The organism is Ensifer sp. MJa1 (assembly GCF_037026475.1).
Taxonomy (GTDB): Bacteria; Pseudomonadota; Alphaproteobacteria; order Rhizobiales; family Rhizobiaceae; genus Ensifer.
The window spans coordinates 155004-180095 of record NZ_JAKUMO010000007.1; the positions used below are offsets into that span (position 1 = coordinate 155004).

Consider the following 25092-nt stretch of genomic DNA (forward strand, 5'->3'; position numbering starts at 1 on the left):
CATCACATCGAAAGGAAAGATAATGCCGAAATCACTCTCACCGGAGACTATCCAGATCGTCAAGGCGAGCGTCCCGGCGCTAGCAGCGCACGGCACTGACATCACCAAGAGCATGTATGCGCGTCTCTTTCGCGACGATCATATCCGGGAGCTGTTCAACCATGCCAATCAGGGCGAAAGTGGCTCACAGGTCAACGCACTGGCGGCCGCCATTCTGGCTTACGCTCAGAACATCGACAATCTTGGAGCGCTTGGCTCTGCGGTCGAGCGCATCGCCCATAAGCATATCGGCTATCACATCCTGCCTGAACATTACCCCTATGTGGCAACGGCGTTGCTTGCCGCCATTGAAGACGTGCTCGGGAGCGCCGCAACACCTGAACTCTTGAACGCCTGGGGCGAGGCCTACTGGTTCCTGGCAGATATCCTGCTGCAACGCGAAGTCGAAATCCGTGACGAACTCCTGAAGCGTTCGGGCGGCTGGAACGGCTGGAGAGATTTCATCATCGCTTCGAAGGTTCGCGAAAGTGACGTCGTCACATCCTTCATCCTGAAGCCGAAGGATGGTGGCCGCGTCGCCCGTCACAAGCCCGGCCAATATCTCACCCTTCGTTTCAAGCTGGACAATGGCGTCGAGATGAAGCGGAACTATTCGATCTCCAGTGGTCCGAACGACAGTTTCTACCGCATCTCGGTCAAGCGGGAAGCGCAGGGACAAGGTGGGTCACGCTACCTCCATGATGAAGCGACAGTCGGCACGCTGTTGAAGGTCACACCACCTGCGGGTGACTTCTATCTGCCGGACATGCCAAAGGCCCCGGTCGTGCTGCTGTCGGGCGGCGTTGGCCTCACACCGATGGTCAGCATTCTGGAGACAATCGTTGAAGAGCATCCGGATCTCGAAGCTCACTTCGTCCATGGCGCCTTGAACAGCACAACACATGCCATGGACCAGCATGTTCGCACCCTTGCCAACGCCCATGGCAAGATCACGATCAGCAGCTTTTATAGCGAACCAACGAGCAAAGATGCGGCGGGGTTGTCGCACGACTTCGACGGCTTCATCACCGCGGACTGGCTGCGCGCCAACACTCCGCTTCACCAGGCAGAATTCTACCTCTGTGGCCCCAAACCGTTCCTTCGCGCGCTCGTTCCGGCTCTCGCACGGGAAGGTGTTTCAAGCGAACGCGTTCACTTTGAGTTCTTCGGACCGTCGGACGAACTGCTCGCGGCATGAAGTAGAGCAACCCTCGGAGCGCTTGGACGTTCTCACCCCGGCAAGATCGGCGCTCGCGCGCCGATCTTGGAAAAATGCCGCCGATGAACAGGGCAGCACTGCGGAGCTCAATCGGCCCTTGCAAACTGGACTGCCTAGAATGCGGCGGTCATAGACATAGGTGTCGCTGCCCGTTCCGCCATTCAGGGCATCGTTGTCACGGCCGCCGGAAAGAAGATCGGAGTTTGCGGTACCCGTGATTATGTCGTTACCCGCCGTTCCGGCTTGAGTGAGCAGTTTCACACGGATGTCGGCGACGGCTTCCGTGCGATCTATGGAACGGCTTGGGCGAAGATCCTCTCGCTCTTTGCGGTCGCCGGCCTGATAGAAAGACCCTAGTCGCTGCCGGTCATTCGGCGGAGCGCATTCTAGAAGCCTGGCCTAGCCTGGACGCGGAAAAGATAAGGCTTGCCTCAATCTACGCGGAAGCGAACCCATTGCGCGGTCGACCTCGCGCCTTTGGCGACCTTCCCAAAGGCTCCGTCATCGTCACAGACCGCCGCGTCCCCCGTCGTCGCAGGAAGTCGGGATGAAGTTTCTGATCGACCAGTGCCTCAGTCCGGAACTGGCAAAAATAGCAATCGAAAAAGGCCATGGCGAAACAAGCCATGTGGTCTGGATGAAATTGGGTGGCTTGAAAAGCTGCGTTGAACGGCAAAACCGCAGCCGGTGGGTTGACTGCGGTTCCGGGTGCCGTTGTGAGGTGAAGGGACAATGGCTACCGACCACAGATTGCATTTCGTCAGGTTAATTTAGCGTTGACCTGCGAATTTCCCGGCAGATCTGCAGAACATCCTCTTTTGCCAAGCTCCTGACAGTCCAGCACACGGAGCACTGAATCTGCTCTCCCGTCTCCACCTCCGAGAACGAGGCGCTCGCGCGCCGCAGTTTTGGCACTGAATTTCAAAGCTGTCGGAGCAATCCATCGCTGCCTCGCGCGCTTTCCCAACACTCCCACAACTGATCCACTCAAGGGGAATTTCAAGATGACCTACCGCCTACCGCTGGACTGGCTCCAGCCGGGGACCATTTCGCTGACAAGGCAACGAAAAAGGGTGAAGCGCCCATAACTCTTTGGTTCGCTTCACCCTTTAGATCCGTACTAATCGCTGTGCGTCATGGGCTGAAACATATCAGCTACATTTGATCGCGGGCAAATCACCATGTCGCGAGCATCTCGTGACGGCGTGAGCTACATCCCATCGTCAAACTCTACGGCCTGTCCCTGCGATAGGAACTGGACGAGCGCCGACAGCAGTGACTCCGCCCCATGGCGGTCCATTAAAACCTCGAACGCCGTATTCGTCGACGTTGAAAACTCGAAGACGCCCAAGAGCGGATCTCTCGATAAAGTGGTGAAATTGCCCAGGAATTGGGCGCGGATTGTTGTCCCGCCAAGCTCCATAGTTGCCCCCTGAAATGCTTCGGTTCTGAAAATCGCAAGGCATTCGTTCAAATATATAAGAAAACAGTAAAATACACGGTTTTGTTCAATCGGGGAAGCCGGGCCGGCGACGAACGAACATTCGCCCAACTCATAAGGACATCGCTATGAAATACCGCCTACCGCTGGAATGGCTCCAGCCGGTGAAGATGTCGCGTATCATCGCGCATTGGAGTGCCGGCGCTTACAAGGCATCCGATCTCGACAAGGAGCACTACCACTTCATCGTCGAAGGCTCCGGCAATGTGGTCCGCGGCGACCACACCATCGCTGACAACGTGAACACGGCCGACGACAACTACGCGGCCCATACTCGGGGCTGCAACACCGGCTCGATCGGCGTTTCGCTCGCGTGCATGGTTGGCGCTATCGAGAGCCCGTTTCATGCCGGCAAGTTTCCGATGCCAAGAAAGAGTGTGCAGTTCGCGAGAAACAAGCATTAATGAAGCCCCGCAGGGGAACGCGGGGCCTCATCCTTGGAGGTCGTCAAACAAACCATGCAAAACGCAATGCGTGCATTAAAGCAGTGGCCGCACGGCAATGAATACACAACCATGGATTAGTTCTGTTGTGCAGCCACGGTTGCATCGTCGTGCTGATCGAGCGCAATCATCCTAGGGGGTTAGGTGCGTACTCAAATTGGGTTAGGCAAAGCCGGCTGAGTCAGTGCCGCGTGCCTTCGGACGCAATGTCTACATATCGGCCGATCGACCAAAGGTAATTTACAATCTCCTGCTTTAGCGGATCGCGGTTCCCGTACTTTTCTCCGACGCGGTCAAGCTCCTCGATCGCGGCGTCCTGTTCTTCGATATCGCCAATCACGCAGCTCTCGTGCCCGACGGCGCTGATGTCGCAGCCGACCTCGATCACGTCGACGACGAATGCAGGTATCTCGCTGGCCTTCATATGGCGGCGCCCGGTCTTCGTCATGTTCGCTCCTCCCGAGAATGGGATGGGGGAAGTACGACGGCGGAGCCATCTAGGAGGCCTTTAAATGGGCTGCTACGCGGGGAAAGGGATTACTACATGGAGCCTGCTGGCTCTTGCGTGCCCTCAAAACTGCTGTCTCGATAAGTGGTTCCGGCGCTGAGAAAAAAGACGGCCCAGTCAGGGGGTGATCGAGGCCTGAGGACAGCATAGCGCAAATGGGCTCCATTCCGGGGACTAGCGTTGGAGCTCAGCCTCGAATCCGGGGGGTGGACCGTAGGCTAGATCTTAACGCGCACTCACTGAAATGGTTCCGCTATGCCGGCCGGTTGGCCCTGGTGGCCTTCATTATTGCGCGCCTCGCGGCGGGCAACCAATTCGCACGATGACACGATCGGCTCCGACGATGTCCTGAGCCAGCCGCCGAACAAATTCGTCGCTTCCAGGCTCGGCAAGTTTGCCTTCGATAACAACCCTGCTCCCGAGAGACCTGAAACATAGACCTCGCGCATCGAACGGAGCCTCGCCGGCTAACGCATACTTGATGGAGGCGATCAGACCAGAGGCATCAGAGCCTTCACCACCTCTGCAGCCAAACTCGGGCGGAATCAAAATCATCGCCAGAACTCTCCTCATGAAGGTTCCAACTCAAAGGCCTCGTCGTCCTGGGGCGACGAGGCCAGTGGCTTCATTAATGATGAAGCGCGAATGCGCTTTCAATCCCCGGAGGGCGGGGAAGAATATGCGCAGCGCCTTATTTAGTGTGGGACCGTTCTTTTGCTAGTACTCGGATGAAAAAAGACGGCCCCGAAAGGCGCAACGGGGCCGAGAGTGTGCTGTGCAACTGGGCTCCAGGCGGGGGAAGGCTACTGGAGCCTGGTCGAATAACGCGCGGTTTTCAACATCGTTCCGGGCCGTTCTTTCACGTTATGACGGAAAGGACGACGGCCCCATGCCGCGATACTCCGGCTGAAAGAACGTGCATTCATGTCTGGAAGTAAGGGCGGTCAGCAGCACATTGGTGATCGTTCGCTTGGCAGCGTCCCTCTTGTTGGCGTCAATGCCCACCAATTCCTTTGCTATCGCCTCTGGTACGTTCCAAAGCTCTTCCGCCAGCAGGTCGATGACCTCGGCATCTGGTACGGCTGTTCCATATCGTTCGATCCGGTGAGATGCGGATCGCCTTCACTATGTCGGTCGCGATCCAATGCGCGCTGGGTCGCTCGCGCCTTCGCGATTGCCCCGTGCCGGCAAGCGCCCGCTTTGACGGTGCACGCGCTATGGTGAGGTGGATATAGATTGCCTGATCGAGGCTGTCGTGATCGGACACAGGTCTTCTCCCTGGCAACGATGCTGCCGGTTGGTGTGATGTGCCGCACTGTCGAACAAGAGCGCTCCCGCCCGGCGCCTGGTGATTAGGCTTGCTTTGACGGCGGCCAGATCGTTGGCCGATGCTCGAAACAGAACCAGTTCGGCGCGGCCCTCCCGCTGGCGAAGCCAAAGCCGCCCCACTTCTTGCAGGCTGAGTGCTCACAGAGATGCGTGACAGGGCCACTTTCGGTCTTCTTTCGCTGCGCCGCTTTCGTCGCTCATGTCCGGTACCTCGCTTGGATGTTCTTACTATGTTCTCATAGTCGCGAGCGTCAATGAGACGATTCCGGGGAACTGTGCGTTAATGGCTTCATGGGCAGAACCACGAAGCCGAAACCTCCGCCAGCGCCGCCGGCAGAATCGATGCCGCGGCGTGTCGAGCCGTGCGTCGCAACCCTCGTCGAAAAGCCGCCGAAAGGTCCGGAGTGGGCCTTTGAGGTCAAGTGGGACGTGTGTGGACGCCCCGGAAGATGCAAGCGGAATCTTACTTCGGTACAGGCATGTGGTCAGGCGCTGACGTGTGTCCGGCCTCATGTGGCGAGATCGAGACGCCGCGGGCCTTTATGGAGTTCGTGGATCGGAACCAAATCGGATACGCGTGCTTGTGAGCGCTCATCCCACTACTGGTTTCCGATTTCGGGTGCAAGATTTGGTTGAGCGGATCGGCCTGCAGTGCGGCGCATCCATGACGATCTACTGGGTCAGCAGGAAACCGCTTTGGGATTGGCTGCTCTCGATTTCGTAAATCTCGCGCTTCAGACGCGCAATGTGCTCATACGAATACTGCGCATCCTCCAACAGCATATAGGCTTGGTCTTCCGCGTATTTCGCATGGCGGCGATGAGTATCGATCTGCGCCAGCTTTTGTTTGATCCGAGGATCGTCCCTGTGCATTCCAGCCTCCTGGAAAGCCCCGCTTAAGCTGGGTTTGATCTTCAGAGTTAAAATAGCAGCCACTGAACTTCAGCGCCAGTTGCTCACGTGAGCTACGCCAAAGGCAGGAGCAATCGGGCGGCGTGACCTCTCACGTACTCCCATTTCGTTTCGCTCCTCTCGTTTACCTCCGGGAGCGCTGAGCGGTGAGGGGTAAGTCTAAAATTTCTCAAATGATTCAAAGGGACTTAACCACCCCTCACTTCTCCCGCTAAGTGTTGATTTCGTTGATGAAATAGGCATATCTTGCATTCCTGCAGGGACCACCATACCGCCAAACTGAGCCCCAAGCTGCCACCAGCACGCCTTACTCTCGGTCGCAAAAAGCTCTTGCGGAAAAAACCAAGGCCTCCGGGCTTTGAGAAGCCCCTCCCCTTCCTCGGCATGAAGCCGTTAGGTAAAAATCGAGGGGCGAAATTTCGGCTTTGCGTTTCAATTGAAATCGCTAAGTAAAAGCCACAGCGGCATTCCCCTTCCCGAAGCCATGCAGCAATCGCTGCACAAGTCGGTCACGCAGGCCGCTCGATACTATAACGAGACAGAACGAAAGCTGGGACGAGCGACGCGATTGGTCGTCTGAGCCTTCAGGTCGACCATTTTCCAGCCCTCACGAGCGACGGAAAGCAATCTACTCCCATCTTTACCTTGCATTTCTGGAATTGAGCTCCATAAATGCAAGGATGATTGAGCGCCAGATCGCCACGACGTTAACAGAACTCATCGACACGAACCCCGCCGTCGCGCTCATTGGACCGCGCCAGGTTGGGAAAACGACGCTCGCACTCTCTATCGCTGAGCAGCGCCAATCGATCTATCTTGATCTTGAATCCGACGCCGATCGCGCCAAATTGAGCGAACCGGAGCTCTATCTCGAGCAGCACACGGACAAGCTTGTCATCCTTGACGAGGTTCACCGCCTACCCAACCTCTTTCAAAACCTGCGTGGCCTGATCGACCGAGGGCGGCGAACAGGCAGACGGTTCGGGCAGTTTCTCCTGCTGGGCTCAGCGTCTATCGACCTGCTGAAGCAGTCCGGCGAAACTCTTGCCGGCCGCATCGCTTACATCGAGATGCATCCGATCGATGGTCTCGAGGTAGCGGAAAAGGATATCAACGCTCTTTGGGTTCGAGGCGGCTTCCCGGACAGCTTCCTCGCCGCCAACGATCGTGCCAGCTCTCGCTGGAGGCAGGACTTCATCCGAACATATCTGGAGCGCGACATCCCGCAGTTCGGGCCTCGAATACCGGCCGAAACCCTCAGACGGTTCTGGACAATGCTGGCCCACCATCAGTCCAGTCTCCTAAACGCTGCCGAGTTCGCTCGTGCGCTCGGGGTCGATGGCAAGACCGTTGCGAGCTACCTTGACCTACTTGTCGACCTCCTGCTGGTTCGCAGGCTGGAACCTTGGCACTCCAACGCCGGCAAACGCTTAGTGAAATCGCCGCGCGTATATGTTCGCGACAGCGGCATAGCTCACACTCTTCTGGGTTTGACGAACCTGGAGCAGGTCCTTGGGCACCCCGTCGCTGGCGCGAGCTGGGAAGGTTTCGTCATAGAAACTCTCTCCGCAGCCGTGCCCTATGGGACCCAAATGAACTTTTACCGGACAGCCGCCGGCGCCGAGATTGATCTCCTCATAACTCCACCTGGCGGGCGTCCCTGGGCTATAGAGATCAAACGCAGCCTCACTCCAAAACTCGAGAAGGGGTTTTATCTCGCCTGCGAGGCGATAAGTCCCGAAAGACGAATGGTGATCTATCCCGGCACTGAAGCGTACCCTGTGAGCGAGCAGGTCGATGCCATACCGCTTCCCGTCGCTGGAAAGCTCTTTCGCGATCTCGCCTAACCCTTTTTCAAGCGATACGTTTTGCAAGGGACCCTGACGATCCGTCAGATCGGTCTGCCTCATCGAAATCACCCACCGCGGGCCACCTCACTGCGCCAGCACTATGAAGCCAGTCGTCCTGACCCACCATTTGCCCGCATAAGCGCCATCAGCATTGGTCCAAGCGAAAACTCCCCTTGCGGTGCCTTTGCCGTCAGATCCCGCAGATAGCCGCCGGCAGAGTTGATGTGTCCTGCCCTTTCAAGAATGCAGGCGATTGTCGCCGCGGCATTCTCAGGTCCCATGACCTCGCAGGCATCCTGATAGGCGCTCGGGCCCACCCCAAGCATCGATCGAACAACGACGGCAGCCGCCATAAGATCGCGCCAGCTCGAAACCGCGCCGCCTGGTCTGTACATCATGATTTCCGGGCAAGCCTGCAGCACCAACGTCAGCAATGCGTCGAGGACGGCTAGGCCGCGATCCTGGATGCCGAGAAGCGCCCTCGCCTGCGAGGCGTCGCGAAACACCTTCCACTTGTCGGCTGTCTTGCCAGACTTGATTTCGGCTGTAGTGAACTGCCTTTTGACCAAGGCAAGCGTCATAGGCCGCCGCCCGAAGGGCGTCGTCACATTTCCAACCTGCATTTTTCTTCACCTCTTCAGAAGGCAAAAGGAATCTGTTCGCCAAAACGGCGCCGAAGACTCTTGATGAAGATTCGTGGAAATGCGATTCTCGACCTTGCTAGAAATCTGAGGAAGGCTTCCACGACGGAAACGTTTGGGGCCTTTTTCTTTTGCGGTCTACTCTCCTTGTTGATCCTTCTGGCTCCGATAGGACTGATACAGGTGACTCAGGTTCTCAGCGATGTAATCGCCGAAGCCCGCTGCATCCTTTGCCTTGAGAGCAAGTGTGTATGTCTTGCCGTCGCTCATCAGATCGGCTGACACGAACTTGTCGCCCGAGACCCATTTCTGAGTTTTTCGCCGTCTTAGACCGGGGCTGCTTCCCGATCGATTTCTCGTGGGTCAGCAGCGCATTGAAGCGGTCGTCTCCGACCTTAGCCCTGAACCCATCCGTTTCGGCAAAGGCTACCGCCTTTTCGAGGGTCGATGGCCGCTCTAGGAATTTTAAGTTCATACCAGCGATCTCGACCAATTTCCTTGGCCGCCCCGACGCCATCAAGGACATCCCTTGGGATGGTCGAGACCGCAAGCATCCTCGAGAAGGTGGCGCGGTCGGTGAACAATGCGGAGAGCGTGATCGCGTTGTCACAGTCGAACGGACGACGGGCGATCTCGGCCGCGAATAATTCCTTCTCTAGGAACGACAGATTTGCCCGTGCGGAGTTCTCTTGACCCTGAGCGACAAGGTGATCCTGGTCATTCAAGTCTTTGACGACCGCGCGGACCTTCCGCTTGAGCGCCTTGGCAGAGGGTAAGCACCGAGCATGGGGGAGCAAGCGCGGGAAGCTGCGGCGCATGTTCGACGGCGCAGGCACCTTGTCGCGACGGCCGCCAGTTTCATCACTCTTGTCCTGGTTTCCCTCGATCTGTGGAGCCCGTTGCAGGACGCGGTTGTCATTCTCTACATCATCGTCATTCTCCTCGTCGCACGGATCAGCACGACCGCGCCGGCGATCTTGCCAACGTCAACCCGTCCTGCGCCTCGGTGCGTCCGGCACAATGGGTCCCGATGATCCTTGCATGGTTACCGGCGATCAGCCACTGAACCCGGCAATACGCTGTATGAACCACGTCGCTGATAAAGAGCCGATTGCATAGGCCATCAGGAGTCTGGGTCGTTGGGAATGGAAGTCGAGCAGGAGCCTGAGGCTGGCGATCGCAAGAAGCACCGCGGCGACAAAAAGCAACTGCCCCGCCTCTACGCCCAGATTGAAGCTGAGAAGCGCCAGCGGCACATCCCTTTGCGGCAGGCCGACCTCCTGAAGGGCGCCGCCGAAGCCGAGGCCGTGCAGCAGGCCGAAGAGGAACGCGACGATCCAGGGGTAGGTGCTGGCAAGATCCTCCTGCCCGCGTTCCCGGCGAACGATCTCCGATGCAACAAGCACGATACTGAGCGCCACCAATGCCTCCACCAGCGGCTGTGGCGCGACCACCAGCCCGAGTGCCGCAGAGGCCAGGGAGATCGAATGGGCGACGGTGAACGCCGTGATGGTTTCCACCAGACTGCGCGGCCGGCGGATCAAAAGCAGCAGCGCCAGGATGAAGAGCAGATGATCCAGACCGAGAAGGATGTGCTGGACGCCGAGCAGGAAATAGGTTCGCGCCGTATCGGCAGCGGTCGGTGCTGCGGCGATGACGAGATCAGGAAAATCCGGTGTCAGCCGCGCCGTCTGCATGGTGCCGTCGGCGCGCGTGATGCGCGCAAGTGCATCCGTATAGGTTCCGGCCAGCCCATCAATGGTGATCGTCCTGCCGGCAAGTCCGCCGGCGCAATGCACGCGCCAGCGGCTGGTCCAGGCGGAATCAGCCATGGTCGATGCCGGCGGCACGAGTTCCCGACAGTTTTGCGGGAACCTGAGATAGAGCGACAGCCGGTACTCCCCGCGCCCTGGCACTTTCCAAAGCACATCATAGGCCTCGGCAGCCGTCTCGGTGATCTCGACATAAGCAGGCCGAAGTTCGTGGCCCTGCGCCCGTCCAACGCTGATCGATACCAAAAGCAAAAAAAGGAGCAAACGCAGGCTCATCGTGGCTGCTCCGCCGACGAGATCTCGGAAATCTTCGTGGGATCAGGCACGTCCACGATCACCTGATAACCCGCCCGCAGCCGGCGATAACGGTCCTCGGCGATCTCGCGGCGCTTCCTGTCCTGCCAGTCACGAAGCACTGCGGCGCGCACCTCCTCAAGTGGCGGCACGTGGGGGGCCGTTCGCTGATCAACCATCACCAGATGCAGGCCGTAGGTGGAACGGACCGGGCCACTCCAGCGCCCGATCGCGGCCTGCTCCAGCCCCGTGGCGAAGGCGGCGCCGAAGTCGGACTCGATCCGGTCGATCCGCGTCAGCGACATGGCGGGTGGGAGCAGGGTCGCGTCGCCGATGTCCCCAGGACCTGCGGCAGCGTCGTTCGCGTTGAGGGCAGCAAGTGCGGCAAGCGCATCCGCTTCCGCCGCCAGCCCCCGCCTTGAAACGTCGAAGAAGAGCTGCCTGAAGGCAAGCGTTGCCGGCACCCTGTAGGCTTGCGCATTGGCGTCGAGATAGGCCTGAAGGTCTGCTTCATCAGGCGTCATCTCCGCTTCGCTCGGCTCGATCAGAAATTCCATCTTCTGCTGGATGCGGCGGCGAAAGACGGTGTCATCGCGGTCGAGCCCGATCTTGCGTCCTTCGCGATAGAAGATCTCCTCCTTGACGAAGGCGGCAATCAGGCCGTCCATTTCCAGTGGAGTTGGCGGCCTTTGCCAGGCGCGCTGAAACGTCTCCGACAATTGCGCAATCCGCCCCGGTCCGACCTCAACGATGGTGTCACCGGCTATCGGCGGCGAGCGACCGACCATGGAGTAGAGGCCGGCCACGACCGCGCCGATTACAAGGAACTGGGCAAAGGGTTCGCTAAGAATGCGGAGCAGACGTTTCATGCGGGCGACCTGCCACTCATCAGATCAAGCGTGAGCACGAGAAGCGCGCTGGCGGCAATCCACGAACCGACCGCCCGAACGGCAATCCTTTGCCATGGCCGATGGAACCAGGCTGAAAGTCCACCGCAGTAGATTATGATCAGCGTTGTTCCGACCGCCGTCCCCGAAAGTGCCACCCATGCTCGCTGCGGCCCGGTGCCGTCAGGCGCCGAATCGAGGCCGACCAAGATCGCGGCAAGCAGCGAAAGAACGATAGGCAACAACAGCCCACCGGACCAGGAAGCGGCAATGGAAAGCCCCGCGATCAGCGCCAAGGCAAGTATTGGCCATTGTGGCAGGACGGGATCGGCCAGTGCCGTCACTGCCAGCGCCACCGCAACGGCGCCCATGAAGGCTGGCAACGACAGCCTCCCGGCGCCCGGCGCATGCTGGCCGATCAGGAGGCCGACGGCCACCAGCGCGAGCAGATGGGCCGGCACGAGCAGCGGATGCAGCATGCCATTGTAGAAGCTGCCGATACCCTTGATCGGACTGTGGGCAAAGGCAGAGCCGGCCGGCCCAGCGGCAAACACCAAAAGAAAGATGGAAAGCCGCCTGATCATGCGTATCCCGTCAGAAAGGCAAGCCCGGCTACAGCGATCGCCCCGCCGACCGCACGGACCGCCACTTTTCCAAGGTCCCATTTGGTCGCGAGACCAAGCGTAATGCCGATCGCATGCAAGATCCCCGTGCCGACGACAAAACCAATCGCATAGGAAACGGCATCGGCGGCAGCGGGAAGCTCGGTGCCGTGCGCATGACCGTGGAAGATCGCGAAGGCCCCGACGATCCATGCGGCGATCCAGATCGGCGGTCGGGTACCGAGTGCCACGACGATGCCGAGCACGACGGCAGAGGCGGCGATGCCGGTCTCGACGCCCGGCAACGGCACACCGGCAACGGCAATCGCGCCGCCAAGAGCCATCACCAGCGGAAACACGATCGGCAGCAGCCAGATCGCCGGAGCGCCGAGAACTGCGCCCCACAGACCGACCGCAACCATGGCAGCGACATGGTCCCATCCAAGAATCGGGTGCATGAAACCGGCCAAAAGCCCGCCCGCCACCCCTGCCCCTTCATGAGCAAGGGCCGGAGACGCAAGGACAAGCAGAATGCTCGTCGCCAGGCCCCTTGCGCCAACACCTGCCAAACTGCACCTGCCGAAAACATGCCTCATGCGCGCCCCCTAGAATGTCGAATTGACGTGTCCGATCGCCTCCGGCGCGGCGCCCCTCACCAGGGCGCGCCTCAGCATGCGGCGCAGTTCAGTCTGTCGCCTCGCGTCGCCGTAGAGCCGGACAAGACCCAGGCTTTCCGCCTGCGAAAATCCGACAGCGCCGTCCACCAGCGCTCGCACGACCTTGTCGGTCGTCACGATCACAACATCGCCCTCGGTCGGACCGCTCGCATGCGGCTCGACCCGGACATCGCCGCCTTCGGCAGGTGCAAACCCCGTTCACATCACTTGCGGAATGAGGACAACCGAAAAATGAAAATCGTTGCCGCCAGCGTTCTCGACCCGCGCACCGAGACCATTCAGGCTGTCGACGGCGCGACGAAAGCCCAGACTGAAGAGATCCTTCTCAGGCTTCGTCTCTCGCGGCGGCAGGACGCCCGCATCCTCCGCCTGCCAGACGGCCGTGCGAACATAAAGCGACTTGGGATAGACCCAGTTCATGACCCCAAGCGCGACGCTCTGCGGGTTCTCATAGCCGCAGGCAAGCGCGCTGCCGGCAAAGAGCGCCGTAAGCAGGGTCGCTGCCGCGAGGGCTCTTGGCTCTCGACGGCGCCGCTTCGGAGTTGCAGCCGTGGCGCTCCCCATCTCGGCCTCCCCTCGATCAGCCGCCCGGCGTGTACCAGATCGGCGATGTGAACGCCCGCTCCTGCGTGACAAGCGGCACCTTGGGATCCATCTTCACGCCGAAGCGCTTGGCGTCGTAGGCGGTCCAGCGCGGCGTCGGGATCTCGATGACGCGGGCATAGTAGACCGACTTGAGCGTTGGATCGAACTCCGGGTCGGTCCAGACGGTGGCAAGTTCCGGATCGCCGATCGTGTTCGTCCAGGACGCATCGGCGATGTCGACCGTCGAGCCGACCGGCGGTATCTTGCCATCTGCGCCGGGCTTGCGTTTGTCGGCATCGCCCCAGACGACGTCGAAGATCTTCTCCTGTGTCTTGCCGTCCCGGTCGAGCCAGCCCTTGATGATCTGGATACGATCAAGATTACCGCCGAGCGGGTCCTTGAGGGCGGCAACGAGGAAGGTCGGCGCCTTGCCATCCGGCGCCTTTCTCAGGTCGCCGCCCATCGGAACGCCCTTGGCGTAGCCTATCTCCGCCGGTGTGCGGCTGGTGGCATCCGCCGCGACGAAGTCGAAGCCACCGAAGAAGCGCACGATCATCCGCGTGCCACTGGTCGAATAGGTCTCCTTGCGCTTCATCGCATCCCAGAGCGCCGCACGCGTATTTTCCGTTGCCCAGACACCGGTGTATCCGGCCGCCGTCACCTCATAACCCTTGACGACGCGGTCGCCGAACTTCATCGCGTCCTCGCTCCAGCGTTCGGGCCGCGGTTCGCAACTCACGAACTTGCAGAAGTAATTGTCCTCCTCCATCGCCGTCATCCCGGTATGGGCGTCGCTGCCGGAAACAAAGCCGTATTTGAAGGGATTGGCGCCAACGTCCTGCTCTATTTTGAGGCCGTTTTTCAGCGCCTCGCGGACGTATTCGTGTTCGATCATGCCGGGTTTCTTCGGTACGAGGTTGAGGTTGCCCCGGTCCCACAACTCGTAGCCGGCGACAAACTCGTCGTTCGGCGACAGCGAGGGATGCGCCTCACTCTGCCCCTTGGTCTGGATCACCTCAAACAGCGGTTCCCAGCGGGCGCGATCCTCGGCCCACTGCTTGGTCAAAGGCCCTCCGGTAAAGGTCTGGAGCTCGAACATGCGACCATTGGACAGGTTGCCGTTGTGCGGGATGGCGAGCAGTGAGCCGCCGGTCTTTTCCTCCCAGTTGGACATCCATTTCCAGAGATCTTCAGGATTCTCGCTCTGGAAGGTGGTGTAGGGGATCATCGTATCGGCCTTGTCGCTGGCGTCGCGATAGATGACGTTGCGGTGCAGGTTATCGCCGCCACCGGCATTCGACGTCCATTCGTAGGCGATGAAGGCCGTGAAGCGGCCGGGCTCGTTATACTTCTCCATGATCTGATTGTTCTTCTGCCAGACCGAATTGGCGAACTTCGGGTCCATGATCGCCGGCGGCAATTGTTTGTTCGACTGCGCCTTGATCAGTTCCATCGTCGCAGCAGCCGCCTCCTGCGGCCCTTGCTGCATCATGTCGTGCCAGCGTTTCAAGGTCTGGTCGGCCATTAGCTCCGGATTGCCGTCCTTGAGTTCGGAAATCACGCCCATGCCGTCGGAATGGTCGGTGACCGCGATCCAGTCGAGCGGCCGGCTGAGTTTGACCGGCTGGCCGGTATTGGAGAGGATTTCCTCGCCCCGCGCGAAACGCACCGCGTCCTCGGGCGTCAGCGTTGCGCCCGTCATGCCGGCATCGACGGACCAGGCGGTGTGCAGATGCTGGTCGCCGAAGTAGGGACGCGTCGGATAGTTGCGTCCGGCATAGGGCGAATAGCCCGGCTTCTTGAAGAATTTCGCTACGGTTCCCGGGTCGATCTGCCCGCTATCCATCAGCGCTTCCTGTGCGATGGCCGGTGCGGCAACGGTCGACACGGCAAGCGCAGTCGCGCCGAGCAAGCTCTTGATCGTCAAGCGGATAGTCATGCCATGCCTCCCTCTCAAGATTTGAACTCTCAGTGAAGCAGAACATTCTCGATGCGGGTCTGGCGTCAGACACCGGAAGCTACCAGATCGGAGCGCTCTGGGCCCGCTCGGTGGCTTCATCGGGCATTTCGATGTGGAATCGCACGAACAGCATATTGGCAGCCCGGCACGGCGTCGGGTTCTCGACGACGCATCCTATGCCGCAAAGGAACGGAACGACCCGCGCTCGACACCCCATAGCCTGCACTCCAGCGTCGTTAAAAGCCGACCGGACCTATTGTAGATGGAAAGATCCGCAACGGGTATATGCGCAACTGTTGAATCTTTACTTTCGCACGACCCAAGCGGATCTTCTAGCAGAATACCGCTCGAAACGTCTGCGCATGACCAGGCCGTCGCTGTGATCACGCCACAGCGACGAAACCGCATGATCGCAGGCAACGCATCTTGTTTCGACGGTCGGGTCCGCTTGTTCAGCGTCCGTGATACCCGTTTATTTTGTCGCCGCCTTCACGACGCCTTGCTGCAAGTCTTGCTCATCGGCGACGATGGCAGCGGCCTCGTCCAGAAGGACGTCCTTCGCATTCTTGCGGGCGTTCTCCAAGGCAATATCGGCACTCAAGCTGCGCTCGTTCGCGTTGAGGCCATCATCTGTGACGTCGGCGCCGGCTGCTTGTGCTCGAGACTTCAGGCGATTTTCGCGCGCCGTCATCTCTCGACGGCGTTCCGATTCATTGAGGGAGACAACCCCTTTCTCGCGTTGTGCCTTGATCTCCGCGATGTCTTTCAGAAGGCGCTGGAAGTCCTGATTGCTATCGACCCGCGCCTCATGGCGGCTTTTAAGGATCGGCAGCAAGGTCATGACCGTTCCGATCGGCGCATATTTTGCAGGCTTGATCTGCGCCCATGGCAGAGCATTGTCATAGCTCGTCTCGCCAAAGGTTGCCGGATCAGAAAATCCCGGCAGGCTGATATCGGGCGTGACACCGCGCAGTTGCGTCGTACCGCCGTTGATCCGGAAGAACTGCGCAATCGTCACCTTCAACTCACCGAACGCGGGTTTGCTGTTGCGGGCCATCTGGTCGAGATCGACCACCGTTTGAACGGTGCCCTTGCCGAAACTGGGTTCACCAACGATCACGCCGCGACCGAAGTCCTGGATTGCTGCGGCAAAAATCTCCGAAGCCGAAGCCGACCCGCGATTGATCAGCACTCCCAACGGGCCTCCCCAGACGGGTGCTGGGAAATGAGCGCTTCTGAGCGCGACCTTGCCGTCGCTATCGCGCTGCTGAACGACTGGACCTTTGCCGATGAACAGGCCGGTCAAGGCGATTGCCTCGTCCAGCGAGCCGCCGCCGTTGTTGCGCAGGTCAATGAGAACGCCGTCGACGTCGTCCTGCTTCAGTTCACCGAGAAGCCTTCTGACATCGCGGCTTGCACTCCGGTAGTCCTTGTCTCCTTTGCGCCGTGCTTCAAAATCCTCATAGAATGTCGGCAAGGTGATCACACCAATTTTGCGTGTGACCTCGCCTACCTTCACCGGCAGCACGGATTTCTGTGCCGCCTGCTTTTCGAGACTGATCTTGTCGCGCACCAGGTCGACAACGCGATGGGTGGCATCCGCCCCGGCATCCGCCGGCAGGATATCCAGACGCACGACAGAGCCTTTTTCACCTCGTATCAGTCGCACGACCTCGTCGAGGCGGGTGCCGACCACTTCCTTGATCGGCCCGTCCTTGCCTTGGCCAACGCCGGTAATGCGGTCACCGACCGCGAGCTTGCCCGACAGCTGTGCCGGGCCGCCAGGCACGAGCTCACGGATTGTCGTGTAGTCGTCGCGCTCCTGCAGCACCGCACCGATACCGACCAGCGAAAGCTTCATCGAGATATTGAAGTCGTCGGAAGCGGTCGCGCCGAAATAGTCCGTGTGTGGGTCCGTCGACGTTGTGTAGGCGTCCATGAACAACTGGAACACGTCATCGCTCTTGTACTGGTAGGCGCGCTCGAGGGCATTGGCATATCGCTTGTCGAGCGTTTCGCGAATGGCTGAGTCAGACTTTCCGCCCAGCTTCAACCGCAGCCAGTCGTTCTTTACGCGCTTGCGCCAAAGCTCGTTACTCTCGGCTTCCGACTGCGGCCAGGGCCCTTTGTCGCGCAGCACGGAATAGTTTTCCTCAACGGTGAAGTCGAAGTCTTTTTTGAGCAAGTCGCGCGCGTAGTTCATGCGGTCGACCACGCGGTTGCCGTAGACCTGGAAGATCGTAAACGGAATCTTCAAGCTCCCCCGCTTGATCGCGTCATCGATCTCGCTGCGATTAGACATGAAGCCGTCAATGTCGGCTTGCAGGAACAGCGCGCGGTCCGGATCAAGGGATTTGATGTACCGGTCCATGATCTTGGCCGACAAGGCATCGTCGAGCGGAACGGGCTGGTAGCTGAATCGCGTCAGAAATTTTGCACTCAACTGAGCGGCTTGCGCCTGTTGCTTGACCGGCTCCAGAACAGGCGGCGCGGCGACTTCAGCGTAGGCGGACTGCGCGATTGCAAGAAATGCACCCAGGAAGACGTATGAAATGCGCATTCAGCGTTGACCCAATTCTTTTATGCCAGTTGTCGATGCCTGATCTAGGTGAAGCAATTATGGTTTTTTGGCAACCGCATCGGTCACATGTGCTTCCAATGATCCTCACTTCAGGGTGATCGACAAACAATTGTTTTGACCGGCCCGCCTGCTGCGGCACAACGATGCCGCCTGTATAGCTGGCCGAGGTCGGCGGGCCTTTGACCTTGCCGCGGGTATTTCTACCCTGCCAGCCAGACGCTTCCGTTAACACTTTGCAAACCATAGTCAGCGCGCGGCTCATGCAGCCCGGCTGGCATCATGAGGATCGCCGTTCATTTTATAAATTGATAGAATCGGCCCCGTTTGATGACAAGCATTCTGACGAACACGTCCGCAAGCTCCGCAATTCAGGTTCTTCGGGCGATCAATTCCAACCTTGCCGCGACCCAGGGCCAGGCCAGTGCGGGGCTGCGTATCCGTACCGCCGCCGACAATGCGGCATACTGGTCAATCTCGACCACCATGCGTTCGGACAAGATGTCGATCTCCGCCGTGGCAGACGCGCTCGGTCTCGGCGCGGCCAAGGTTGATACGGCCTATGCCGGGATGGAGGCTGTCATCGATGTGTTGCGAGAATTCAAGGCGAAGCTCGTCGCGGCCAAGGAGCCTGGCGTCGACAAGGCAAAGGTCCAGTCTGAACTTGATCAGCTCAAACAGATGGTCGTAAGCATTGCCACGTCTTCCGGATTTGGCGGCCAGAACTGGCTGAACACGGATATCGGCCAGATTTACGATCTCAAAGCGAACAAGGTGTCGCTCGTATCGTCATTTTCCAGATCATCAGGCAGCGTCTCGATCGGCACGATCGATCTTCATCTTGATGAGATCAGTCTGTTCAACACCGCAGGCGGCGGCTTGCTCCAGGCCGACCCCCGCGATGTCAAGACAATCGGGGGCATGCGGTACGGCACCGTTTATCCTGAAAGCGGCTCGTCCACGATCTACTACACCGAAACAGGATCGAGCTGGATGAACCCAACGTGGAATTCCGGGGCAGCGGGAACATTCTCCTTCAACTTTCCGCATGGATCACCCTTGGATTTCAATAGTCCGGGCGCTGAAATCAAGTTCGACATTATCCTGGACAGGGAATACGACCCTTCGGGCGATACCGGGATCACGGCGGAACTTCGCGATCTCCCAGGCCCGTACGACCCTGGACATACGAAGACGATAACGATCACCAAGGCGCACGTGGATGCCTATGACGCCAGTCTAGGGGGCATCATCTCCACAAACACCCAGTTCGCCGGCCTGCTGAATACGCTGCTGAACCCAGAGGGAGCCCACGTCAACGCGAACTACGGCCACTATCAGCCACCGGGGTCGAACAATTGGATCCACGACGACGTCCTCATGAGCGTTGAAACGCGCCAGATGCATGGAAACGGCTCCTACGTTGAGATTGCCAATCTGAGCAGCGTTGGGGTCAGCACAGGGGGCCTGACACAAAAATCCGACTACGGGGAGCGAGGGTCAGGGCTGTCGCTGCAATTCGATCCGTTTACGCTTCATATCGACGGGGACACCCCTGACGGCGTCGAGGTGAGTTTTCAGTTTTCGATAAACGGAGCCCCCTCCAAATCGTACGAGTTCAATCGGACCTACGTGAACAACCTTCTTGGCAAGGACACAGGTGCCATCGAAACGGCCGACGAGATGGTAACGCTGTTGCGATCCCTGCTTGATGCGGACTGGCCGGACACGGTCATCCAAGTGTCGAGTGCCGATCCGAGCAAGATCATCGTCAAGTCAGACCCAGCCGTTGACCGCAAATGGGGCGCTGGAACGCGCGCGGGGTTTTCGGACATTGTCGTCAGTATCGAGCCGCTTCCAGCGATCAACTTCCTCAACATCGACATCAAGCAGAACCCTGATCTGATCGACCACTACTTGAACTACATCGAAGTGGCGGGGCAGCGGGTGGTAGACGGTGCCGCAGTTCTCGGCGCCCTCAAGCAACATATCGACATGCAGTCAGAATTTGCAAACAAGCTCATGGACACCATCGACAAGGGTGTCGGTCGCCTCGTCGATGCCAATATGGACCTGGTGTTGACAAGGCTCAAGGCGCTTCAAACGCAAGAGCAGCTCGCGATCCAATCGCTGCATATTGCCAACAACAACAACGAAGCGATCTTGCAATTGTTCAGATGATCCCGGTTCTCTCGTCTCCGCCGCCACGGATGCCGAGCCTTGCGCAAGGCGACCTCTATGGCGCTAGCTTCGTCCGCGTTCGAGGTGCGTGGCGATCAGCATGGCGACGAGATGCACGGTGTTCCTGGCTCCGAATCTTTCCTTCATCCGCTCCAACCGGTGTTCGACGGTGCGATGCGAGATTGAAAGCGCCGCGGCGATCTCCTTTGCGGTCGCCCCCTCTACCAGCAGTTGGATGATCGCTTCGTCAGCGACGTCCATTTGCTCGAGCCGCCGTGGCGGACTGAGCAGAAACTGCGCATAGGAGGACGAAATGATCCACTTTGGACGATCGATGTTTCGCTGGGGCAACAGGATGCGATCATAGCCGACGTTGACGCCGAAGAGACGCGTCTTGACGAGCTCCATGGAAGGTTGCTGACTGGACGTCACCTGCAGAAGCCGCGGTATAACCGCTTCCTCCATGTAGCTCTGATCCTTGAAATCACCAATGTAAGCGTCGGCGAAGATCTTGTTTATGTTAAGGATGCGCGACGTGAAGCCGGAATGCCGGATGGCTTTCATGAACCATCGCTTGGGATCAATGCCCTCAACCGTAAATACAGTCAGACGCATTTTGATCGACAGCATATCGACGATGTCGCGATACACGGTTTCTGGTGAAGTCGGCTGCTCGGGATCGGTCTGAAGCCAGTTGTCGAGCATTTTGCGCGCGACTGCGCTGAAGGGGGTCTCTCTCGCCATTGCCATGCTCGTCAATTACATCGGCGCACGAATACAATCTAAAGCAGAGCAGCCGCAATAGGGTAAAAATACCCTAGGCTTTCGGTGGGATCGTCGGTCACGACACGATCTTCGTGGACGAATGCGACCCCTTGGCATACGGTTTTCAAATAAGGTAACGGTTCGGATTGGGCTGCTCAGCTGGCGCGATTGCGCGTGCCAATCCGAACAAAACGCTGGCAAGCACCCCAGGTGCCTTTAACACATCTCGACCGCGCCAATCGGTGCCCGGGCAACGAGGTAGCTCTCGATGAGGACGAACGTGAAATCCAACGAAGCGCCGGCGACGGGCCGTCTCAAGATCGGTTTTGTACTTGCCCGGTCCTTCACCCTTTCTGCCTTCGCGCTCTTCGTCGACACGCTTCGGCTCGCGAGCGACGAACTCGACAAGTCCGGCCGCATCCGCGCCGACTGGCAGGTGCTCGGCAACACGCGGCACCTCATCACCTCCAGTTGCGGCGTGCAAGTGGCGCCGACTTCGGGCCTCGTCGACCCCGCTCAATTCAACTACATCGTCGTCGTCGGCGGCCTGCTCAACAGCAAGAGCCCGATCGACGACGAGACCGTCAGCTTCCTCAAGAAGGCGGCGGCGAAAAAAATCCCGTTGATCGGCCTGTGCACGGGAACTTTCGTTCTCGCGGATGCGGGCCTGATGGCGGGGCACAATGTCTGTGTCAGTTGGCTCCACTACCAGGCATTCCGTGAACGCTTTCCCGATCTCAAGGTGCGCTCGGATCGCCTGTTCAATCTGGAGCGCACGCGCGGATCATGCGCCGGCGGCAGCAGTGCTGCCGACATGGCCGCCCATATCGTCCGCCTTCACATCAGCAAGGAGGCGGAGCGGAATGCGCTTGAAGTCCTGCAGATCGACAAGGCGCGCTCGCATCTTCATGTCCAGCCGAGAAAACCGCTCGCGATCGAGAGCAACGATCCCCGGTTGAACGCTGCGCTCATCATCATGGAGCAGCACACCGAAAACACCATCTCGATCCCGGAACTGGCGGCGTCGGTCGGATTGTCGCGACGCCAACTCGAGCGGCTGTTCATGGACAAGGCCAAGATGTCGCCTGCGCTCGTCTATCGCAAGTTTCGTCTGGAGCGCGCCAAGCATCTTCTCACCCAGACGAACGCATCACTGATAGAAATCGCTCTCGAGGTCGGCTTCGAGAGCGCCGGCCACTTCTCGAGGATTTTTGCCAAGACTTATGGCCAAACACCGAGCAGGCTCAGGGCGCAGCAGTCAATGTGAGCCATCCAGGGGCGAAGAGCAACACTGCGATCACGGCAAAGGCAAAGCGGGTTGCGGCGCTCATGTCAGCCTCCATGGCAACACCAGAGTGTAGGCTGAAAATCCGACGGTTCAAGCGGGCGCAGTTTACATCCAATCCAACCGCATCCGCGCGTGCGCGATATCGGCGACGACCGAAACCGCGAGTGCGCGCGCATCCCTTGTTTTGTCAAAGATGCCGATCGGCGCCTTGATGCGGGCAAGCATACTCTCCTCTCGCCCGCAATCACGAAGGGCCTGGCAGCGTTTTGCATGGGTGCGACGGCTGCCGAGGGCACCGATGTAGAATGCCTCCGAGGCGAGAGCGACGTCCAACAGCGGCAGTTCGCGATCGATATCATGAAAGAGCAGCGCAACGGCCGTGTCGGCGTCAAGGTCGTTCGGCGATGGCACTTGGCCACGCTCCAATGCGACGGTTTCGTAGCCGGCCGCGACCGCAACCCGGGCAACCGCTTCGAGTTCCAGCGGCGTACCGGCAACGACGATCCGTGGCCTTGGCCGATATGCGCGCACGAAGGTCTCGCCATCCCAGCCGCTCGCGCCCTCCCCGTGCTGCAAGACGAGTGAGCGCCCGCCCGGATGGTAACGCAGGCATACCGGCGCGCGGCGATCAAGGGCGTCCAGCGCTTCGCGCAAGACTGCGGGATCCTTCAACACATGGATTGCAAGCGTAATGCCGCCGCCGCAGGGCAGAACGATATCGAAGAACGGCGAGCCTTCACCGAGGCGAAGACTACGGTCCATGCCGCGTTGCAGGGAACTGATGGCCTCGGCAGCCACGGCAGTTTCTGTGCAGCCGCCGGAAACGAAACCACAATACCGGCCGTCCTCGCACACGACCATCTGGGCCCCGAGGGCGCGGGCAGCACCGCCGCGAATTTCGACGAGTGTGACGAGGGCTGCCGCGTAGCCTTGCTCGAACACCTGAGCGGCGAACGCAAGGATGTCAACCGCATCGTCCGACAGGAAGGCGGCTCGGGGTTCTGGCGCAAGCAGTTCCGGGGCGCGGGCGATGCGGGCGGACATTCATTCGCCTCCTTGCGTTCCCTGCCACCGGCGCACGATGCCCGGATCGAGGTCGAACAGGTCGAGGACCCGGCCGACCGTGTGATCGACCATGTCCTGGATACTTTGAGGTTTCGCGTAGAAGGCCGGCACGGGCGGATAGATGATGCCGCCCATTTCGGTCACCTGCGCCATGTTACGGATATGGCCGAGATGAAGCGGCGTTTCTCTGAGCATCAGCACGAGGCGGCGGCGCTCCTTCAACACCACGTCGGCCGCACGGGAAATGAGGTTGTCCGTCGTGCCCGTGGCGATCTCGGCCAACGTCTTGACCGAACAGGGCGCGATGATCATACCAAGCGTCCGGTAAGAGCCGGAGGAACAGACGGCACCGATATCCTTGTTGGAATGGGTCGTCGTCGCGAGCGCCTCGAGGTCCTGTTTCGAAAAGTTCGCCTCGGCCGCAAGCGTGATGCAGGCGGCGCGCGACATGATCAGATGCGTCTCGATCTTAAGATCACGCAGCAGTTCGAGGATGCGCTTGCCGTAGACCACGCCGGACGCGCCTGAAATGCCGACAATCATGCGTTTTGGATGGGTCATCGCCTATACCACGCTTTTGAGAAGGGTCGCGGCGCGTGCGCATGCCTCGTCACTGATGCGGGCGCGCACGCCATGGAAATTCGGACCGCGCGTTGCATCGAGCCCCATCCTTGAGGTCGTACCGATGCCGCTCGCCGAGGGATCGAGCGCGTTGCCCGGCAGGCCCTCGATGATGACGACGTCCTTGTGTGGCTGGAAATGGGTGGCAAGCGCCCAAAGCACCTCGCTGTCGCGGGTGATATCGACATCAGCGTCCACCACGACGACGGTCTTCAGGTACTGGTCCCAGCCGAGAAGACCGAGCATGACCTGCCGGGCCTCCCCTTCACGCGTCTGGTTCATGGCGATATAGGCGTGGAAATGCGTGCCCGACGAGGGGTAGTGCACGGCGGTGATCGAGGGAAAACGCGCCTTCAATTTCTCCACCACTTCCGCCTCGCGCGGGACACGGCCAAGGTTCAGGTGTTCGGCCGAATTGCCGCCGGCCACGCTGACGAGCATGGCATCGCGCCGGCGCATGACGGTTTCGACGGTGAAAAGATTGTTGGTCGATCGGTCGGAGGAATAGCCGGTGAACTCGCCGAACGGCCCCTCCTCCACATGCGCCTCGGGATCCAGCACGCCTTCGAGCACGATCTCGGCATGGGCGGGAACCCGAATACCGTATTTCGGCGTGCGCACCACCTGAAGCGGTTCACCCATCAGGCCGCCGGCAACGTCGCGCTCGTCTTCGCCGAAGGCAAGGCGGGCAGAGGCCGCGATCATGAAGAGCGGATGGCCGCCGATGACCATGGCGACCGGCATCGGCCTGCCCTTTTCCTTCGCCATGTTCATCAATCGCCAGAGGTGGCCGCGCGAATGCAGCGATGTCGCGAGCGAATTCTTCGAATGGATCATCGCGCGATGGTAGCTGAGATTGCCGGCGCCGGTTTCCGGATGCTCGCCGATGATGATGCCGCTGGTGATGTACTTCGCCCGGTCGGTGTCGAAGTGCTTGAGCATCGGCAGCGCGGTGAGATCGACGGCATCGCCCGAGATGATCTCTTCCGTCACCGGGCCGTGCTCCAGGAGCTCCGGTGTGAACGGCCGGTTGGCGCGTACCTGATAGGCCTCGTGCAGTCTGTCGGCCGTAGAACCGAGAAGGCGGCCGATGCGGTCGCGCGAGGCAAAGATGTTGCAGAGAACCTCGCTGCCGATGCCGGCAACGTTCCTCAAGTGCAGCATGGGGTGCTGGCCTCTGTCGGCCAGATTCCAGATCAGCGCCGTTGCATCCTGGTCGTCCGAAACCGGCTGATCGATGGTGATGACGTCGTCTGGATGTTCCGCGCGGTAGTCGGCGAGGAAACGGCGGACATCTTGCTTGTGGTACTGGGTCATGGTTCGGCCTCGACGCGACTGGAGGGTGACGGCGCCCGAACTGGGCGCCGTCGTCTTT

Annotated in this window: 24 protein-coding genes and 2 pseudogenes; 8 read left to right on the plus strand and 18 right to left on the minus strand. The window is 59.6% G+C overall.

What is annotated here, in order from left to right; genetic code table 11:
• Window positions 1-22: 22 nt before the first annotated feature.
• Window positions 23-1237 (plus strand): NO-inducible flavohemoprotein, encoded by a 1215-nt coding sequence (gene hmpA / locus MKZ91_RS12150; protein WP_336171129.1) that lies wholly within the window; start codon window positions 23-25, stop codon window positions 1235-1237.
• On the opposite strand, the gene MKZ91_RS31600 is transcribed toward hmpA, so the two are convergent.
• On the minus strand, window positions 1178-1519 hold the full coding sequence (locus MKZ91_RS31600; protein WP_442892256.1) for a hypothetical protein: 342 nt from the start codon (window positions 1517-1519) through the stop codon (window positions 1178-1180). The genes hmpA and MKZ91_RS31600 overlap by 60 nt on opposite strands.
• An 89-nt stretch (window positions 1520-1608) precedes the next feature.
• Between MKZ91_RS31600 and MKZ91_RS12155 the strand changes: the two are divergent.
• The 3 genes and pseudogenes from MKZ91_RS12155 to MKZ91_RS12165 all read left to right on the plus strand — a co-directional run.
• Window positions 1609-1809, plus strand: a pseudogene (locus MKZ91_RS12155) (DUF433 domain-containing protein); the annotation flags it as partial.
• Complete coding sequence (locus MKZ91_RS12160) at window positions 1806-2027, plus strand: hypothetical protein (RefSeq protein ID WP_336171130.1); 222 nt, start codon at window positions 1806-1808, stop codon at window positions 2025-2027. The pseudogene MKZ91_RS12155 and the gene MKZ91_RS12160, both read left to right, overlap by 4 nt.
• Window positions 2028-2827: 800 nt before the next feature.
• Complete coding sequence (locus tag MKZ91_RS12165) at window positions 2828-3163, plus strand: hypothetical protein (RefSeq protein ID WP_336171131.1); 336 nt, start codon at window positions 2828-2830, stop codon at window positions 3161-3163.
• Between the two features lie 220 nt (window positions 3164-3383).
• Here the strand turns inward: MKZ91_RS12165 and MKZ91_RS12170 are convergent, their stop codons facing one another.
• The 3 genes from MKZ91_RS12170 to MKZ91_RS12180 form a co-directional block, all read right to left on the minus strand.
• On the minus strand, window positions 3384-3650 hold the full coding sequence (locus tag MKZ91_RS12170; RefSeq protein ID WP_336171132.1) for a hypothetical protein: 267 nt from the start codon (window positions 3648-3650) through the stop codon (window positions 3384-3386).
• Window positions 3651-3946: 296 nt separating this feature from the next.
• The gene (locus MKZ91_RS12175) at window positions 3947-4159 is read right to left on the minus strand and encodes a hypothetical protein (RefSeq protein WP_336171133.1); all 213 of its coding nucleotides are present in this window, start codon (window positions 4157-4159) and stop codon (window positions 3947-3949) included.
• A 1552-nt stretch (window positions 4160-5711) separates the two neighbouring features.
• A complete protein-coding gene (locus MKZ91_RS12180; protein ID WP_336171134.1) occupies window positions 5712-5912 on the minus strand; it encodes a hypothetical protein in 201 nt (66 codons plus the stop codon).
• A gap of 493 nt (window positions 5913-6405) precedes the next feature.
• On the opposite strand from MKZ91_RS12180, the pseudogene MKZ91_RS12185 reads away from it, so the two are divergent.
• Window positions 6406-6531 (plus strand): annotated as a pseudogene (locus MKZ91_RS12185) (integrase); the annotation flags it as partial.
• 100 nt (window positions 6532-6631) lie between these two features.
• Window positions 6632-7798 carry an ATP-binding protein gene (locus MKZ91_RS12190; protein WP_336171135.1) on the plus strand — a complete coding sequence of 389 codons (1167 nt, stop codon included), beginning with the start codon at window positions 6632-6634 and terminating at the stop codon, window positions 7796-7798.
• Between the two features lie 101 nt (window positions 7799-7899).
• Here the strand turns inward: MKZ91_RS12190 and repC are convergent, their stop codons facing one another.
• From repC to MKZ91_RS12240, 10 genes are all read right to left on the minus strand, one after another.
• Window positions 7900-8424, minus strand: coding sequence for a plasmid replication protein RepC (repC, locus tag MKZ91_RS12195; RefSeq protein ID WP_336171136.1), 525 nt, complete (start codon window positions 8422-8424; stop codon window positions 7900-7902).
• A 413-nt stretch (window positions 8425-8837) separates the two neighbouring features.
• Window positions 8838-9260, minus strand: a complete 423-nt coding sequence (locus MKZ91_RS12200; RefSeq protein WP_336171137.1) for a hypothetical protein — start codon at window positions 9258-9260, stop codon at window positions 8838-8840.
• A gap of 237 nt (window positions 9261-9497) precedes the next feature.
• Complete coding sequence (locus tag MKZ91_RS12205; protein WP_336171138.1) at window positions 9498-10490, minus strand: HupE/UreJ family protein; 993 nt, start codon at window positions 10488-10490, stop codon at window positions 9498-9500.
• On the minus strand, window positions 10487-11377 hold the full coding sequence (locus MKZ91_RS12210; RefSeq protein ID WP_336171139.1) for a peptidylprolyl isomerase: 891 nt from the start codon (window positions 11375-11377) through the stop codon (window positions 10487-10489). Before MKZ91_RS12210 ends, MKZ91_RS12205 begins: the two co-directional genes overlap by 4 nt.
• Window positions 11374-11979 (minus strand): HupE/UreJ family protein, encoded by a 606-nt coding sequence (locus tag MKZ91_RS12215; protein ID WP_336171140.1) that lies wholly within the window; start codon window positions 11977-11979, stop codon window positions 11374-11376. The genes MKZ91_RS12210 and MKZ91_RS12215 overlap by 4 nt, the downstream gene beginning before the upstream one ends.
• Window positions 11976-12593 carry a HupE/UreJ family protein gene (locus tag MKZ91_RS12220; RefSeq protein WP_336171141.1) on the minus strand — a complete coding sequence of 206 codons (618 nt, stop codon included), beginning with the start codon at window positions 12591-12593 and terminating at the stop codon, window positions 11976-11978. The genes MKZ91_RS12215 and MKZ91_RS12220 overlap by 4 nt, the downstream gene beginning before the upstream one ends.
• Window positions 12594-12602: 9 nt before the next feature.
• Window positions 12603-12797 carry a hypothetical protein gene (locus MKZ91_RS12225; protein WP_336171142.1) on the minus strand — a complete coding sequence of 65 codons (195 nt, stop codon included), beginning with the start codon at window positions 12795-12797 and terminating at the stop codon, window positions 12603-12605.
• 75 nt (window positions 12798-12872) lie between these two features.
• Complete coding sequence (locus tag MKZ91_RS12230) at window positions 12873-13238, minus strand: hypothetical protein (protein ID WP_336171143.1); 366 nt, start codon at window positions 13236-13238, stop codon at window positions 12873-12875.
• A 16-nt stretch (window positions 13239-13254) separates the two neighbouring features.
• Window positions 13255-15198: a DUF3604 domain-containing protein gene (locus MKZ91_RS12235; protein WP_336171144.1), complete on the minus strand. Its 1944-nt coding sequence runs from the start codon at window positions 15196-15198 to the stop codon at window positions 13255-13257.
• A gap of 493 nt (window positions 15199-15691) precedes the next feature.
• Complete coding sequence (locus MKZ91_RS12240) at window positions 15692-17779, minus strand: carboxy terminal-processing peptidase (RefSeq protein WP_336171145.1); 2088 nt, start codon at window positions 17777-17779, stop codon at window positions 15692-15694.
• Window positions 17780-18127: 348 nt separating this feature from the next.
• Here MKZ91_RS12240 and MKZ91_RS31605 point away from each other — a divergent pair, with 348 nt between their 5' ends.
• Window positions 18128-19978, plus strand: a complete 1851-nt coding sequence (locus tag MKZ91_RS31605) for a flagellin N-terminal helical domain-containing protein (RefSeq protein ID WP_442892257.1) — start codon at window positions 18128-18130, stop codon at window positions 19976-19978.
• Window positions 19979-20041: 63 nt separating this feature from the next.
• Here MKZ91_RS31605 and MKZ91_RS12255 read toward each other — a convergent pair whose 3' ends face one another.
• Window positions 20042-20722: a helix-turn-helix transcriptional regulator gene (locus tag MKZ91_RS12255; RefSeq protein WP_336171146.1), complete on the minus strand. Its 681-nt coding sequence runs from the start codon at window positions 20720-20722 to the stop codon at window positions 20042-20044.
• A gap of 289 nt (window positions 20723-21011) precedes the next feature.
• Here MKZ91_RS12255 and MKZ91_RS12260 point away from each other — a divergent pair, with 289 nt between their 5' ends.
• Window positions 21012-22010 carry a GlxA family transcriptional regulator gene (locus tag MKZ91_RS12260; RefSeq protein WP_336171147.1) on the plus strand — a complete coding sequence of 333 codons (999 nt, stop codon included), beginning with the start codon at window positions 21012-21014 and terminating at the stop codon, window positions 22008-22010.
• Window positions 22011-22136: 126 nt separating this feature from the next.
• Here MKZ91_RS12260 and MKZ91_RS12265 read toward each other — a convergent pair whose 3' ends face one another.
• From MKZ91_RS12265 to MKZ91_RS12275, 3 genes are read right to left on the minus strand one after another with little or no spacing between them, the layout of a single operon-like run.
• A complete protein-coding gene (locus tag MKZ91_RS12265) occupies window positions 22137-23075 on the minus strand; it encodes an XdhC family protein (RefSeq protein WP_336171148.1) in 939 nt (312 codons plus the stop codon).
• The gene (locus MKZ91_RS12270; protein WP_336171149.1) at window positions 23076-23657 is read right to left on the minus strand and encodes a UbiX family flavin prenyltransferase; all 582 of its coding nucleotides are present in this window, start codon (window positions 23655-23657) and stop codon (window positions 23076-23078) included.
• A 3-nt stretch (window positions 23658-23660) separates the two neighbouring features.
• A complete protein-coding gene (locus tag MKZ91_RS12275) occupies window positions 23661-25034 on the minus strand; it encodes a UbiD family decarboxylase (protein WP_336171150.1) in 1374 nt (457 codons plus the stop codon).
• Between the last annotated feature and the right edge of the window lie 58 nt (window positions 25035-25092).

Excerpts from the sequence above, each read along its gene's own strand:
- hmpA (WP_336171129.1), top strand. The coding sequence starts at position 23 with ATGCCGAAATCACTCTCACCGGAGACTATCCAGATCGTCAAGGCGAGC.
- MKZ91_RS12160 (WP_336171130.1), top strand. The coding sequence starts at position 1,806 with ATGAAGTTTCTGATCGACCAGTGCCTCAGTCCGGAACTGGCAAAAATA.
- MKZ91_RS12165 (WP_336171131.1), top strand. The coding sequence starts at position 2,828 with ATGAAATACCGCCTACCGCTGGAATGGCTCCAGCCGGTGAAGATGTCG.
- MKZ91_RS12170 (WP_336171132.1), bottom strand. The coding sequence starts at position 3,650 with ATGACGAAGACCGGGCGCCGCCATATGAAGGCCAGCGAGATACCTGCA.
- MKZ91_RS12175 (WP_336171133.1), bottom strand. The coding sequence starts at position 4,159 with ATGCGCGAGGTCTATGTTTCAGGTCTCTCGGGAGCAGGGTTGTTATCG.
- MKZ91_RS12180 (WP_336171134.1), bottom strand. The coding sequence starts at position 5,912 with ATGCACAGGGACGATCCTCGGATCAAACAAAAGCTGGCGCAGATCGAT.
- MKZ91_RS12190 (WP_336171135.1), top strand. The coding sequence starts at position 6,632 with ATGATTGAGCGCCAGATCGCCACGACGTTAACAGAACTCATCGACACG.
- repC (WP_336171136.1), bottom strand. The coding sequence starts at position 8,424 with ATGCAGGTTGGAAATGTGACGACGCCCTTCGGGCGGCGGCCTATGACG.
- MKZ91_RS12200 (WP_336171137.1), bottom strand. The coding sequence starts at position 9,260 with ATGCGCCGCAGCTTCCCGCGCTTGCTCCCCCATGCTCGGTGCTTACCC.
- MKZ91_RS12205 (WP_336171138.1), bottom strand. The coding sequence starts at position 10,490 with ATGAGCCTGCGTTTGCTCCTTTTTTTGCTTTTGGTATCGATCAGCGTT.
- MKZ91_RS12210 (WP_336171139.1), bottom strand. The coding sequence starts at position 11,377 with ATGAAACGTCTGCTCCGCATTCTTAGCGAACCCTTTGCCCAGTTCCTT.
- MKZ91_RS12215 (WP_336171140.1), bottom strand. The coding sequence starts at position 11,979 with ATGATCAGGCGGCTTTCCATCTTTCTTTTGGTGTTTGCCGCTGGGCCG.
- MKZ91_RS12220 (WP_336171141.1), bottom strand. The coding sequence starts at position 12,593 with ATGAGGCATGTTTTCGGCAGGTGCAGTTTGGCAGGTGTTGGCGCAAGG.
- MKZ91_RS12230 (WP_336171143.1), bottom strand. The coding sequence starts at position 13,238 with ATGGGGAGCGCCACGGCTGCAACTCCGAAGCGGCGCCGTCGAGAGCCA.
- MKZ91_RS12235 (WP_336171144.1), bottom strand. The coding sequence starts at position 15,198 with ATGACTATCCGCTTGACGATCAAGAGCTTGCTCGGCGCGACTGCGCTT.
- MKZ91_RS12240 (WP_336171145.1), bottom strand. The coding sequence starts at position 17,779 with ATGCGCATTTCATACGTCTTCCTGGGTGCATTTCTTGCAATCGCGCAG.
- MKZ91_RS31605 (WP_442892257.1), top strand. The coding sequence starts at position 18,128 with ATGACAAGCATTCTGACGAACACGTCCGCAAGCTCCGCAATTCAGGTT.
- MKZ91_RS12255 (WP_336171146.1), bottom strand. The coding sequence starts at position 20,722 with ATGGCGAGAGAGACCCCCTTCAGCGCAGTCGCGCGCAAAATGCTCGAC.
- MKZ91_RS12260 (WP_336171147.1), top strand. The coding sequence starts at position 21,012 with ATGAGGACGAACGTGAAATCCAACGAAGCGCCGGCGACGGGCCGTCTC.
- MKZ91_RS12265 (WP_336171148.1), bottom strand. The coding sequence starts at position 23,075 with ATGTCCGCCCGCATCGCCCGCGCCCCGGAACTGCTTGCGCCAGAACCC.
- MKZ91_RS12270 (WP_336171149.1), bottom strand. The coding sequence starts at position 23,657 with ATGACCCATCCAAAACGCATGATTGTCGGCATTTCAGGCGCGTCCGGC.
- MKZ91_RS12275 (WP_336171150.1), bottom strand. The coding sequence starts at position 25,034 with ATGACCCAGTACCACAAGCAAGATGTCCGCCGTTTCCTCGCCGACTAC.